9 protein-coding genes are annotated in these 13,968 nt (G+C 33.6%); 4 read left to right on the plus strand and 5 right to left on the minus strand.

Annotation, left to right across the window (positions count from 1 at the left end; translation table 11 throughout):
- Window positions 1–48: 48 nt before the first annotated feature.
- The 4 genes from PSU83_RS01415 to PSU83_RS01430 form a co-directional block, all read right to left on the minus strand.
- On the minus strand, window positions 49–1,002 hold the full coding sequence (locus PSU83_RS01415) for a MoxR family ATPase (RefSeq protein ID WP_300585884.1): 954 nt from the start codon (window positions 1,000–1,002) through the stop codon (window positions 49–51).
- A gap of 65 nt (window positions 1,003–1,067) precedes the next feature.
- On the minus strand, window positions 1,068–2,474 hold the full coding sequence (locus PSU83_RS01420; RefSeq protein ID WP_300585886.1) for a peptidylprolyl isomerase: 1,407 nt from the start codon (window positions 2,472–2,474) through the stop codon (window positions 1,068–1,070).
- A complete protein-coding gene (locus tag PSU83_RS01425; RefSeq protein ID WP_300585887.1) occupies window positions 2,458–3,309 on the minus strand; it encodes a hypothetical protein in 852 nt (283 codons plus the stop codon). The genes PSU83_RS01420 and PSU83_RS01425 overlap by 17 nt, the downstream gene beginning before the upstream one ends.
- Window positions 3,310–5,271, minus strand: a complete 1,962-nt coding sequence (locus PSU83_RS01430) for a peptidylprolyl isomerase (protein WP_300585889.1) — start codon at window positions 5,269–5,271, stop codon at window positions 3,310–3,312.
- Between the two features lie 254 nt (window positions 5,272–5,525).
- On the opposite strand from PSU83_RS01430, the gene PSU83_RS01435 reads away from it, so the two are divergent.
- Window positions 5,526–7,115 carry a peptide chain release factor 3 gene (locus tag PSU83_RS01435; protein ID WP_300585892.1) on the plus strand — a complete coding sequence of 530 codons (1,590 nt, stop codon included), beginning with the start codon at window positions 5,526–5,528 and terminating at the stop codon, window positions 7,113–7,115.
- A 75-nt stretch (window positions 7,116–7,190) separates the two neighbouring features.
- Window positions 7,191–7,400, plus strand: a complete 210-nt coding sequence (locus PSU83_RS01440; protein ID WP_300585894.1) for a hypothetical protein — start codon at window positions 7,191–7,193, stop codon at window positions 7,398–7,400.
- Window positions 7,401–7,700: 300 nt separating this feature from the next.
- Here PSU83_RS01440 and PSU83_RS01445 read toward each other — a convergent pair whose 3' ends face one another.
- Complete coding sequence (locus PSU83_RS01445) at window positions 7,701–9,719, minus strand: T9SS sorting signal type C domain-containing protein (RefSeq protein WP_300585896.1); 2,019 nt, start codon at window positions 9,717–9,719, stop codon at window positions 7,701–7,703.
- A 377-nt stretch (window positions 9,720–10,096) separates the two neighbouring features.
- On the opposite strand from PSU83_RS01445, the gene PSU83_RS01450 reads away from it, so the two are divergent.
- Together PSU83_RS01450 and PSU83_RS01455 are read left to right on the plus strand one after the other, a co-directional pair.
- The gene (locus PSU83_RS01450) at window positions 10,097–13,543 is read left to right on the plus strand and encodes a PAS domain S-box protein (RefSeq protein ID WP_300585898.1); all 3,447 of its coding nucleotides are present in this window, start codon (window positions 10,097–10,099) and stop codon (window positions 13,541–13,543) included.
- Entirely contained in the window at window positions 13,540–13,968 is a 429-nt protein-coding gene (locus tag PSU83_RS01455; RefSeq protein ID WP_300585900.1) for a response regulator, read from the plus strand. The genes PSU83_RS01450 and PSU83_RS01455 overlap by 4 nt, the downstream gene beginning before the upstream one ends.

Here is a 13,968-nt window from a genome sequence, read left to right on the forward strand (position 1 = left end):
TGACAAACGATAAATAATTGACATTAATTAAAAAATTATACCAAAAAATTATAGTAATTTATCGATAATCATTTCTTCGGTAATTCCTTCCGCGTCAGCTTTGTAATTTTTGATAATTCTGTGACGAAGAATTCCGGTTGCAACTGCTTTTACGTCTTCAATATCTGGAGAGAATTTTCCGTTGAAAGCTGCATTGGCTTTGGCAGCCAAAATAAGGTTTTGAGACGCTCTTGGTCCAGCACCCCAATCTAAATAATTCTTAATATAGTCATTTGACAACGGATTGTTAGGACGCGTTTTGCTTACCAAAGTCACCGCATATTCAATTACGTTATCCGCAACTGGAATCCTACGAACCAAATGTTGAAAATCAATAATTTCCTGAGCTGTAAATAGTGGATTTATTTCAGGTTTGCTATCCGAAGTTGTATTTTTAACGACATCAACTTCTTCTGCAAATGAAGGATAATCTAATTTAATAGCGAACATAAACCGGTCTAACTGTGCTTCCGGTAAAGGATATGTTCCTTCTTGCTCAATTGGATTTTGGGTTGCTAAAACAAAATACGGCAAATCCAATTTATAATTTTGGCCCGCAATAGTTACCGAACGTTCTTGCATCGCTTCAAGCAAAGCAGCCTGCGTTTTGGGTGGCGTCCTATTGATCTCATCAGCCAAAATGATGTTTGCGAAAATGGGGCCTTTGATAAATTTAAACTGACGGCTCTCGTCTAGAATTTCACTTCCAAGAATGTCGGACGGCATCAAATCGGGCGTAAACTGAATTCTTTTAAAATCTAATCCTAATGCTTGAGAAATAGTATTCACCATTAACGTTTTTGCTAATCCGGGAACACCGACCAAAAGTGCGTGCCCTCCCGAAAATATACTCAACAAAATCTGGTCAATAACATCATCTTGTCCAACAATAATTTTGGCAATTTCTTGTTTAAGCTCTATTCTTTTAGTAACCAAATTTTTAATGGCGGTAACGTCTGACATTTGATTTAGATTTTATTCCGATACGCTCCATAAAGTTCGGTAGCGCCTCGGGTTAGATTTACGACTTATTTTTTTATCCAATTATTGACAAAAGTACAATTTCTGTACTCACCATTAATTTTTACATAGGTTTCTTTAATTTTTTCATCAGACCATTTTCCGATCGCTTTAATTTGCTTCTCTTTCAAAGCCAAATCTTTGATTTTTACATAATCTTTAGCGTAATCTGCTGGATGCGATTCAATTCTATCTGTCACCGTGATGATTTTGTATTTTTTCCCAGTTCTAGGATCATCATCTAAAATAGGCTGTGTAATTCCTTTATCCTTTAAGTTTGACACTTCGCTGTACAAACTCGGATCCATTTTTGTCAATTCGAAATGAGTGTCTTGTGTTTTTGGATTGATCAAAACGCCACCGTTAGCGCGTGTTTCTTTTTCATCAGACATGGTTCTCGCTGCATCTCCAAAAGTTATTTCACCACTTTCAATTTTATTTTTAATTTGAATAATTTTCTCTTTGGCATCTTTCAAAGCTTGGTCAGAAACTTTTGGCATCATCAAAATATGTCTCAATTCCACTTCCTGCCCTTTGATTTTTTCAACCATAATAATATGATAACCATATTCAGTTTCGAATGGTTCTGATATTTCACCTTCTGCCAAACTGAACGCTACATCTTTAAATTCTTTTACAAACTGAGTTTTTCTATTAATTTTATAAAAACCTCCACTTGAAGCCGAACCTTTATCGTCGGAATAAATAACGGCTCTAGTTTTAAAACTTGCACCTGCTAGCACTTCTGCTTTAATTTCTTTTAATCTGGCAACTACTCTTTGCTTCTCCTCGTTACTAATTTTTGGAGTTACTACAATTTGCGCTACCTCCATTTCTGCTCCAAAAGTTGGCAATTCACTTTCCTTAATTGATTTAAAGAACGTACGTGTTTCTTCTGGAGTAATTTCTACACCATCAATAATTTTCTTTTGCATTTCAGCACCAAGTTTGTTGATTTTAATGATATCAAATAATTCAGCCTTCAATTCATCAATGGTACTTTTCTTGAAATATTGAATCACTTTCTCTTCCGAACCAAGTTGCTCCAACATATACGCCATTTGCTCGTTCAGTTTTTCTTTAACTTCTTCATCTCTAACAATAATACTATCTTGCACCGCTTGATGCGCAAATAATTTCTCTTCCAATAGTTTTCCTAACATTTGACAACGCGTAATATCTTTTACAGCTTGTCCTTGGCTTGAAAGTTCTAGGAACATTTTGTCCACGTCTGAATCAAGGATAATGTAATCTCCAACTGTTGCTATAACGCCATCTACTTTTTGCTTTTTAGTACCAAAGGATACCGCTTTTGTCTTCACGGTATCTTTAATAATTTCTTGAGCATTCGCAAAGCTTACTGTGCAAAAAATTGCTACTATCGCTACAATAAACTTGCTACTTATATATTTCATAATCCTTGTTTTTAATGGCATCATTAGTAATATCTTTTTCAAATTTTTTAATCAATTCTAATTTTCTTCTGTTCAGGATAACTTCCTTCAATGTTGGTTTAATGTATTCAAAAGGAGAAACTTGATTCCTATCAATTACATTAGATATTTTTATCAAATAAGCATTGTCTTTGTCCTGAATTTCCGATTTTTTTCCAGATTGGATGAATTCATCCCTATTATCTGGATTTATGACCGGTAATTTTTCATATACCTGACTCATATCAACCCATACCGTATCATTTAATGCAAAGTTTTTGAACTGAAGCTTATAGGTTTCCCAAAACTTTTTATCCTTTTTATTATAATTAAAGAACTTACTTTTTATAGTTTCAAAATGCGGGTTGTCTTTTGCCAGATGGATAAACCGCAACTGAACCAATGTTCCGTTGGTTTTAAAATTCTCTTTGTTTTCGTCGTAATATTTTTTTAATTCACTCTTACTTACAACGGTATCAACAGTATTTTCAACCACTTCTTCTATATAGGCTCTCGTATACAAATCAATTTGATATTGTTTGATTAACGCGCTGTATTGCTTCTTTTTACCATCGCTAAGGTTCCTTTCAGCCGCATCAATTAACAACTTTTGACTTGCCCATCTATCAATAAAATCACGCACTAAAAGTAAGCTGTCTTCTTTTGAAGTTCCCTCCGAGACCAATGTCGCAATGTCACTTTTATACAAATAATTCTTCCCTACTCTAGCAATGGATTGTGGTTTTTTTCCTGGTTCGAAATAATTGCATGATGAAATTATACACAAAAAGATTAGTAAAAAACTATTTCTTAACATTTACTTCAGCTGTTGTTTTACGCGCTCAAAAACCGTTGTATTCGTTTTCACTGTAAATTCTTTTTTCAAATCAGCAACCCAGCCTTGTTCTAAATATTGCTGATAATCGTTAACCATTTTCCCTTTACATTCCTCCAAACTTTTGACACTTTCTGGCAGTATTCTTTCAACGTTGGTTACAAAATAATATTCGCCTTCCTTGAACACTTCGGAAACGCCAACATCATATTTCATTGTTTTTGGCAAAGCATCACTTCCTTCTTCAAAAACACCGCTGTTGGTCATCACATTCACCACATTGTTAAGATTTAGTTGGTCTTTAACTTCTTGTGGTTCGGTATTTTTCTTTAAAAGTGCTTGTGCCTTTTTAATCATTTCCAATTTGGTGGATGATGCTACTGTAACTTCAACTCTTTTCTTCCATAAATGCTCCATTTTGTGCGCTTCATAAAACTTATTCAGCCCAATAGTATCCGTTTTTGCACGATCCCAAATTTCTTTTTCCATTAGATCAAAAAGCAATAATCCATCTCGATATTCTTCCATTACATTGGCAAAATCAGGAAAATCATTTTCTAGGTTTTCATCATAGTATGCGGTCAATTGTTCGTCTTGGAATTTTGTGTACAATTCTTCTATTAGATTTGAAAGCGGTTTGGTTTTAGAAGCGGCCTTCTGTTGTTTGTCAACAAATTCCAAAAAGGTTTTACCCTCAATTCTTTTATTATTTATCGTCAACAAGGGCGCTTTGTAGTCGTTCGCGTTTGCAGGAAGTGTCCACTTTGATTCGTAGAAATCGTTTGTTATCAGCTTTGAAAGTGCTGAAAACTGTTTTTTATCTGTCTTGTACGTATACTTTTTTCTAAGTTTTTCGTTTAAAGACGCAGTTATTTTTTTTGACCTATCGTCTTTACCAATTTTAGTTTCCAACTCGGATTTCATCTCATCCAATGATTTTATTGGATGCTTTTCTATTAATTTGACAATGTGCCATCCAAACTGAGATTGGAATGGTTTTGAAATTTCGCCGGGTTTTGTAAGTGAAAAAGCAACATCTTCAAACTCTTGAGAACTCAACTGACCTGAACCAAATCGATTTAGAACGCCACCTTTTGCAGCCGATGATTTATCTTCAGAAAACTGTTTGGCTAAAGCGTCAAATTGTTCTCCTTGTTGAATTTTTTTGTAAATATCGTTAATCGTATTTTTAGAATTCTTCTCTGCTTCTTCTGGTTTTTCATTTAAAATCATAATGTGAGCCACCGTTATTTCGCCGCGGTTATCTCTAACATCATTAATCTTTAAAATATGGTATCCAAAACGCGTTCTGATTATTTTAGAAACCTGCCCTTTTGAAGTGCTAAAAGCTGCATTTTCAAATGGATATACCATTCTAAACGCACTGAAATAACCTAAATCACCTTTGTTTTCTTTGGCAGATGGATCTTCAGAAAACTGAGTGGCTAAATCATCGAAATTTTCTCCGGCAACCGCTTTTTTTCTAATATCTTCTATTTTTTTGTATGCTTTTAATGTATCTGCAGGAATTGCATTTTCATCTACCAAGATAAGAATATGAGACGCTTTAATTTCTTTTTGAAGGCGATTGTATCCTTCTTCAATAAGCTCTTGAGTGATTTTAGTATCGTTAAAATAGTTTTTGGCCAATTGCGTTCTATACGATTTTAACTCATTTTGATACTGTGGATTATTTTGCAAACCCAATTTGTATGCTTTGTTAACTTTCAATTTGTAGCCAATGAAAAGCTCTAAATATTGGTCTAAATCTTTTTGGGTATCGTCTTTAACTAAATCTAAATTCTTTTTATAAATCCGAGAAAATTCGTCGGTATAATACGGTTTTTCATTAATCGTAAACAAAACTTCTTTTGAATTATTTTGTGCAAAACTGGCAATGGACAGTAAAAATAATAAACCGAAAAAAAACTGTTTTAAGTTCATGCTGATAAAATTTTCTATATAAAATTTACAATTACTTTTGGTATTCCTTTACTAGCTAAAATTAGTTAAGATTTGCATAGTAACAATCAACAAAAATAGTAATTCAAACACATTATCCAACTATACAAGCTACTATTAACAAAATTTTATTAACACAACTTCCTATGTAAATAGCCCTAAGAAGATTTGCACTGCAAAGCATGCAGAAATAATCAGTAAATAATAGTATTTTTGCAACCAATTTATTAAAAATCATGAGTTTTTTAAAAGAAATAGAACGTCGAAGAACCTTTGGGATTATTTCGCATCCCGATGCCGGAAAAACTACACTAACAGAGAAGTTATTACTGTTTGGAGGCGCAATCCAAGAAGCTGGTGCCGTTAAAAACAATAAAATCAAAAAAGGAGCCACTTCGGATTTCATGGAGATTGAACGTCAAAGAGGAATTTCGGTATCGACTTCCGTTTTGGCCTTTAATTACAAAGGAAAGAAAATAAACATACTAGATACTCCGGGACATAAGGATTTTGCTGAAGATACTTTTAGAACTTTGACCGCTGTTGATAGCGTTATTGTTGTTATTGATGTTGCGAAAGGTGTTGAGGAACAGACCGAGAAATTAGTTGCCGTTTGCCGAATGCGAAATATTCCAATGATTGTTTTTATCAACAAATTAGATAGAGAAGGAAAAGATGCTTTCGACTTGATGGATGAAGTAGAGCAAAAATTAGGGTTGAGCGTTACCCCTTTAAGTTTTCCTATTGGAATGGGATATGACTTTCAGGGAATTTATAACATTTGGGAACAAAACATTAATATTTTCAGTGGTGATAGCCGAAAAAATATTGAAGATACTATTGCTTTTTCTGATATGAACAGTCCAGAATTAGAGAAAATCATTGGAGAAAAACCTGCAGTGAAGTTGCGTGAGGAATTGGAATTAATTTCAGAAGTTTATCCGCCATTTGATAGAGAAAAATACCTTTCTGGGAATTTACAGCCCGTATTCTTTGGTTCGGCTTTGAACAATTTTGGAGTTAGAGAATTATTGGATTGTTTTATTGAGATTGCTCCGGCACCAAGGCCAAAAGAATCAGAAACGCGATTGGTTAAACCTGAAGAAGAAAAATTAGCCGGATTCGTTTTTAAAATTCATGCAAACATGGACCCGAAACACCGAGATAGATTGGCGTTCGTCAAAATTGTTTCAGGAACATTTGAACGCAACAAACCTTATATGCATGTGAGATTGGGCAAAAATTTAAAATTCTCTAGTCCGAATGCGTTCTTTGCAGAGCGAAAAGAAATTGTCGACATTTCCTATCCTGGTGATATTGTAGGATTACATGATACGGGAAATTTTAAAATTGGCGACACTTTAACCGAAGGCGAAATAATGAGTTTCAAGGGTATTCCAAGCTTCTCACCAGAGCATTTTAGATATATCAACAACGCCGATCCGTTAAAAGCAAAGCAATTAGACAAAGGAATTGACCAATTAATGGATGAAGGGGTTGCACAGTTATTTACTTTAGAAATGAATAACCGTAAGATTATTGGAACGGTTGGCGCACTGCAATACGAAGTAATTCAATACCGTTTAGAACATGAATACGGAGCAAAATGCAGCTACGAGAATTTCCCAGTTCACAAAGCCTGCTGGGTAAAGCCAAATGACCCTAAGAGTGAAGAATTTAAGGAGTTCAAAAGAATTAAACAGAAGTTTTTAGCGCATGATAAATATGGACAATTAGTATTTTTAGCCGATTCTGAATTTACAATTCAGATGACTCAAACGAAGTTTCCTAACGTAAAGTTGTATTTCACCTCTGAATTTGATTAAATCATCGTAAAATCCAAACTAAATTTTTTAGTTTTGAAAATGATTCCTATATTTACCCCTTGAAATAGAGTGTTTATGAGAAATTTAGTTAAATTATATTTAGTTTCGTTTATATTTTTGTCGGATTTTATAGCCTTTGCCCAACCCGGTGATGATGATGGTACTGGAGGTCTTGAAGGTGGTGATCCACAACCAGCACCTATCGACAGCAAATTAATCCTTTTAGCAATTATTGGTATTCTTTTCGCAGTTTACAGTTTTAGAAAAAACAGAAAACAAGCTTAAACAATTTTTAAGTTTCAAAATAAAAAAATCCCTGTTATCACTAGCAGGGATTTTTTGTTGTGCTTTTTTGTGATACTATTTAATGAAATTTGCGGTCAATTATAATCTACTACTTTACTTCTTATATAGGAATCAAGCTATAACTTTAAGTAAACCTTTTTGATGGTACTGTTATTTTACAAAAGTAAAGAGTTTAAAAATTTAATGTCATTCTAGAAAAAAGGCAAAACACAATAAGTAAGTATATAAAAAAATCCCCATCGAATTAATGGGGATTTAAAGGTAAAATATATCTAAAATTTATCTTATTACTTTCTTAGTTACCATTGCTCCATCTTCTGAAGTAATTTGAACTAACAACACTTGATTTGCTAATCCCCCATTTATAGTAGTTTGGTTTGAATTGATTGCTTTTTTCTCTTCTATCAATCTGCCTCTAATGTCAAATACTTTGATTGATGCCATGATTGCATTTCCAGAATTCACTACAAACTCATTGCTTTGAGAGTAGATAACTACATTGTTGGCAGTAAATATTGGAGTCGCTAATAGAGATTGATATAAAATTTCAAAACGACTAGTAAATGTTCCGGCATTAGAAGCAAAAGTATAGGCTCCAGCCATGGTTAAATTATGAACTGTATTCGCTAAAGTATCTCTCAAATAAACCGTTTGCCCACTAGAGAATAAACCATCAACATGGTCTATAGCTATGCTGTAGTTTCCTGCTGTAGTTGCGCTAAAACTTAACGGAACCACGTCAGCGTTGTCAAATGGCAGCGGTCTTCCTTGAACAGCATAAGGAGTAGCTTCAATTAAAGATGTTAAAACAATATCTCCTTGGTTAATATTCTTGCCGTCAATTTTGGAATCAACTCCTACAGTAGCACCATTCATATAACCGACCATAGTCTGTGAAAAAGAACCGGTTGCACTAGTGGCATTCAACCAAATACGATGTTTTTCAACAATAGCATTAGTAGCAGCAGTTTTAAAAAATTGATTAGCGCTATTTGAAGCTCTCATATCATTAGTAAAAATAACAAAACTCTCGCTTAAGTTCTCTAATCGTTCCACGAAAAATCCTTGTCCAGTTTGAATAACACCATTAGGATTCGTCACACCATCTTCTCCATTACTAGTAAATCCTAGTTCGGTCCAGACACAATAGCTTGAGTTTAAACTCCCGTTAGTTTTTCTCCAAAAATAAAGGACACCCGTAATATTGAGACTGTTGTTATTGTTAGAAACAAAAGCTAAAGCATCAATAGGAGATGGATAAGGATTACCTACTAAGTTATATCGTTGACCTAATACATTGTCATCAAGAGAGACAGAATAATCTCCGTTGTTTGGCACACCTCTGAACGCACCAGTCCAAGCAGTTGGAGTAGTCGGATGGTTATTTGGCGTACGAATCAGATATCCTTTTGCCGAATTAAAATTAGTTGCGCTAGGTGCAGTTACTACATCATACAAATTGCTAGCAGTGTTGTAAGTATAAAAGCGAGTAGTTACTGTATTTGGTGAAAAATCAGTAAGTATTTGATTGGCAACAGGTGATGACCACAACGTATAATCCAATCGTTTTAAAGGAGAGCTATTTCTGTGGATTAAGATATCCCCTATATTAGGATTAGAATCTTCACTTTGCAACAAAGAAGCATTACTTTCAAAACTTACTGAACTTCCTTCTGAAACTTCTAACGAACCTTTTATATTAACAGTATCTCCAGATGAAATAATCACAGTTGCATTATTTACGACTGTTAGCTTACAAGCTGAAATATTGGTTCCTTGAGACGTGAAATTACTTTGTATTATGGCAGAGACGGCTTGAGTAGGTTCGCCTGCACTCCAACTAGTCCCGTTCCAAGTTGTACTTGTTATTGTTGTTGTTACAGTAGCATATTCAGAATAAACAATACCCGAATTTGCTGTTTGTACTACAGCTCTAAAATAAATAGTGGTACTTAATTGTCCTACCCTAGCTCCAGTTAAAGTTGCTAAAGTATTGTCAATAGTACTAGGCGAAGTAAAGCTAGAGTCTTCTGAGCTTTCCCAATTTAAAATATCCCCAGCATAGCCTGTCAAAACTAAATTGGCTGGTCTTGTTCCTGCGCAAATGGTTTGATTAGCGGTAACTAGTCCACCTTCTCCAGTAATTAAAAAGTTGGAGTGAACTGATACTAAATTTCTATTGAAGGGATTTTCATTGTTATATAAAGGATTTGTTTTACAATAAGAAACAATTGACAATCCAAAGATCAGTAACGAACATAAAACATGCTTTCTAGGAGTAGGTAAATTTGCTTTCATAATTTTCAGGGTTTTAATTATGAGACAAACTTACTGGTATTACCTAGTCTACTTTAAAAATTTAGACGAATGACATAGTAAGTGTAGACGAAAATCTTTTTATTGTAGTTAAACGGTAATTTACTCGACAAAATGACGAACATAAAATGCATAAATTAAGGCTATAAAAATTACGTTTTTTTTCAGCTATACATTTTTAACTCTTTTTATAACATAATTATAATCAGTTAATCAGAATTTTATTTGATAATAATGGCAATTTTTAACAAAATTAAATTTCAAAAAATCATAAAAAAAACTTAAATTTGAATATCACGCAGGCTCACCAATCGTTTTATTAGTTTTAATCTGAAAACTTAAATTCCATTATTTTATTTATGATTAGTGAAAAATCTTTAATCGAGTTTTTTAATATTTCGTCAACGCCTAGTTTAGTGTTGCTTCCTGATGGACCAAAATTTACAATAGTTGAAGTCAATCCTGCTTATCTTGCCTCAACTAACTCTATGCGTGAAGATTTAATTGGCAAAGGAATTCTTGAAGCCTTTCCTTACGACGCGTCAGACCCAACTGCTGAAAGCTTGAAGAACTTAACACAGTCTCTCAATACGGTTATTAAAACCAAAAAGAGCCATAAAATGGCGCTTCAAAAATACCCTATTCCTATTAAGGGAACTTCTAAATATAAACTTAAGTATAGGGATTCAGAGAACAGTCCATTATTGAATGATTGCGGAGACATAAAGATGATTATTCATTCTTTTACTAATGTAACTGAAAAAAAAGTAATTGATGAAAATTCGAATGAATCCAAAATTAGTGAAAAATTAAGGACTAAAATTCTGCTACAAACTGAAGAAATAGCAAAAATCGGGAGATGGGAACGCGATTTTGTTACAGGAAAAATGCATTGGTCAGACAATCTGTATTTGCTCCTTGGTTACCAACCGCAAGAGTTTGAAATAACAATGGAAAAAATTTTTGAATTTATCCATCCCGATGATATAGAGAGAAGAAATACTCTTTTTGAGCATGCGCAAAAAAATCAGGAAGATTTTTATATGAATGTGCGATTTGTAGCCCAAGACAAATCCATAGTTTATATAACAATTCGAGGTGTTTTTATATTTGACAATAACGGCAAACCAAAAAAAATAGTTGGAACGATTCAAGACACAACCGATATCACCACTGCAGAATTTAATGCATTAGAGTCAAAAAGAGCAATTCAAAAAATATTAGATTTATCATTAGATATTATTTGTACGGGTGATGAACTTGGTAATTTCCTTACTACAAACGCTGCCTGCGAGTTGATTTTGGGCTATACCCCAGAGGAATTTAAAGGAAAAAACTTTACTGAATTTGTATATAAAGATGATTTTACAAAATCAATAGATGCACAAGAAGAAGTAGTTTCCGGAATAGCAGTCAAAGTCCTAGAAAATACTATGATTCACAAAGACGGGCGCTTAGTTTCTATGTTATGGTCGGCTCGATTTGATGAATCAGAAAAAATAGTGTATGGTGTGGGTAAGGATGTTACCAACCTAAAAATAGCAAAAAAAGAAGCTAAAGAAAAACAAGATTTTATTGAAATCGCGTTGAAAAATTTACCAATTGGTGTAACTATTCAGAAAGTAGACGAAAACTTTAAAGTACTTTGGATGAATTCAAAAGTAACGGAAATTAATGGTTGGCCTGCTGAAGTAATGAGTCAATTTCCGGATTATTTAACTAAGATATTTCCAGACGAAAGGTATCGAAATGAAATATCGGAAAGTATCATGAATGATATTAGAACTGGCGATAAGGATAAGATCAATTCGAAAAACCTTATCATTACCACTCAGACAGGAGAGCAGAAAATTATGAATGCGCTTTCCATTCCCATTCCTGAACAAAATCTGATTATTTCTACTGTAATGGACGTGACGGATCAGGTACAAGCACAAAAAATAATTCATGAAAGTAATGAGCGTTACGAATATGTAACCAAAGCAACATCAGATGCCGTCTGGGATTGGGATTTAATTACTGATGGTATTTATTACGGAGAAGGTTTTGATCGTTTATTTGGATACAAAATCGATGCCCATCAAAATAACAGTGCTTTTTGGAAATCAAATATACATCCTGATGATAACGAAAGTGTTTTAGCAACTATTTACAACATCATAAATGGCAAAGAGAATAAATGGATGGCGGAATACCGGTATAAAAAATCTAATGGAGATTACGCCTTTGTTAATGACAAAGGAATTGTAATAAGAGACGCCACTGGAAAAGCCAAGCGAATGGTTGGCGCTATGCAGGACATTACCAAACAAAAAGAAGAGGAATTACGTCTAATGCTTTTAGAAACTGTAATTACCAATACCACCGATGCTGTAGTAATAAAAGAAGCAAATCCCTCACGTGAATTGGGCAGAAAAATACTTTATGTTAACGATGCTTTCACAAAAATGAGTGGGTATGCTAAAAGTGAAATAATAGGCAAAACACACAAATTATTACATGGACCCAATACGGACCCCAAGGAATTGGAACTGTTTTATAAAGCGCTTGATGAGTTAAAAACCACAAACATAACAATATTAAACTATAAAAAAGACGGACAAGAGTTTTGGGTAAATTTAGTAGTAAACCCTGTATTCAATAACAAAGGAGAGCATACGCATTGGGTATCTATAGAACGTGACGTCACCGAAAGCAAAATACAGGAACAAAACCTATCCGAAGTAAGCCAAAAATTAGCACATACTCTGGATAGTATTCAAGATGGGTTTTATACTTTGGATAACAATTGGAATGTGATGTATTGGAACCATGTAGTTGAAGGAATTTCTGGCAAAAATCAATATGAAATGGAGGGCATGAATATATGGGATGTATATGAAGGAAAAATTTCAAAAAAAATGTATTACCAATTTCATAAGGCTAAAAATGAAAATAAACCTGTTCGTTTAGAAATCTTTTCAAAGATTAGTAAGAATTGGTTTGAAGTAAATGGCTTTCCGTCCAGTATGGGATTAACCGTTTATTTCAAGAATATTAATCAAAGAAAGCATATGGAGAATCAGTTAAAAAAAACAAACAGAACCTTAGAAACCCGTTTAAAAGAGTTGGCTATTTCTAATGAGGAACTAGAGCGGTTTGCTTATATAGCTTCACATGATTTGCAGGAACCCCTTAGAATGGTTACCGGTTTCCTAACACAAATTGAAAAAAAATATGAAGCTATTTTAGATGAAAAAGGAAAGAAATATATCTTTTTTGCCGTAGATGGAGCTAAAAGAATGCGCCAAATTATTTTAGATTTATTAGAGTTTTCAAGAATTGGTAAAATTGAAAGCAAATTAGAAGAAATCAATTTAAATGAAATTGTACACGAGGTTGTTTTACTCTATAGAAAACAAATAGAAGAAAAGAAAGCCAAAATTGTTTGTAAAAACCTGCCCATAATAAAATGCTACTCATCGCCGGTAAAACAAATTTTCCAAAACATCATCAGTAATAGTTTAAAATATTCCAAATCAGATTCAGCTCCCGTAATTAAAATTACCAGTGAAGAAACACCACTTTCATGGAAATTTGTTATTCAAGATAATGGCATTGGAATCAATTCAGAGTATTTCGAAAAAATTTTCATCATATTTCAACGACTGCACAATAAAGACGAATATTCCGGAACGGGAATGGGATTAGCAATAACAAAGAAAATCATTGATAATTTAGGTGGCCAGATTTGGCTGGAATCTGAAGAAGGCGTCGGCACTGCTTTCCATTTTACAATTCCTAAGAAACAAACAAAAAGATTATGAACTCAATTCACATTTTATTAGTAGAAGACAATGAGGGAGATATACTTCTTACCACAGATGTTTTAGAAGAAAAAAAAATAATCAATAAGATTAGTGTTGTAAAAGACGGAAATCAGGCGATTGATTTTTTAAATAAGAAAAACGAGCATAAAGATGCTGAATTACCAAATCTTATATTGTTAGATATTAACCTTCCCAAAAAGAACGGTCACGAAGTATTGCAATACATCAAATCAAATGATAAATTTAAACATATTCCCATAATTATGCTGACCACTTCCTCTTCTGAAAAGGATATTATGATGTCGTATAAAAATTATGCGAACTGTTTTATTTCAAAACCTTTAGAGGTTAATGACTTTATAGACGCTGTGGCTAAAATAGAAAACTTTTGGATTAGTATTGTTCATCTTCCAAGGCTGTAA

It is taken from the genome of Flavobacterium sp., from assembly GCF_029945805.1.
Lineage (GTDB): Bacteria > Bacteroidota > Bacteroidia > Flavobacteriales > Flavobacteriaceae > Flavobacterium.

Excerpts from the sequence above, each read along its gene's own strand:
- PSU83_RS01450 (WP_300585898.1), top strand. The coding sequence starts at position 10,097 with ATGATTAGTGAAAAATCTTTAATCGAGTTTTTTAATATTTCGTCAACG.
- PSU83_RS01435 (WP_300585892.1), top strand. The coding sequence starts at position 5,526 with ATGAGTTTTTTAAAAGAAATAGAACGTCGAAGAACCTTTGGGATTATT.
- PSU83_RS01415 (WP_300585884.1), bottom strand. The coding sequence starts at position 1,002 with ATGTCAGACGTTACCGCCATTAAAAATTTGGTTACTAAAAGAATAGAG.
- PSU83_RS01445 (WP_300585896.1), bottom strand. The coding sequence starts at position 9,719 with ATGAAAGCAAATTTACCTACTCCTAGAAAGCATGTTTTATGTTCGTTA.
- PSU83_RS01440 (WP_300585894.1), top strand. The coding sequence starts at position 7,191 with ATGAGAAATTTAGTTAAATTATATTTAGTTTCGTTTATATTTTTGTCG.
- PSU83_RS01420 (WP_300585886.1), bottom strand. The coding sequence starts at position 2,474 with ATGAAATATATAAGTAGCAAGTTTATTGTAGCGATAGTAGCAATTTTT.
- PSU83_RS01425 (WP_300585887.1), bottom strand. The coding sequence starts at position 3,309 with ATGTTAAGAAATAGTTTTTTACTAATCTTTTTGTGTATAATTTCATCA.
- PSU83_RS01430 (WP_300585889.1), bottom strand. The coding sequence starts at position 5,271 with ATGAACTTAAAACAGTTTTTTTTCGGTTTATTATTTTTACTGTCCATT.
- PSU83_RS01455 (WP_300585900.1), top strand. The coding sequence starts at position 13,540 with ATGAACTCAATTCACATTTTATTAGTAGAAGACAATGAGGGAGATATA.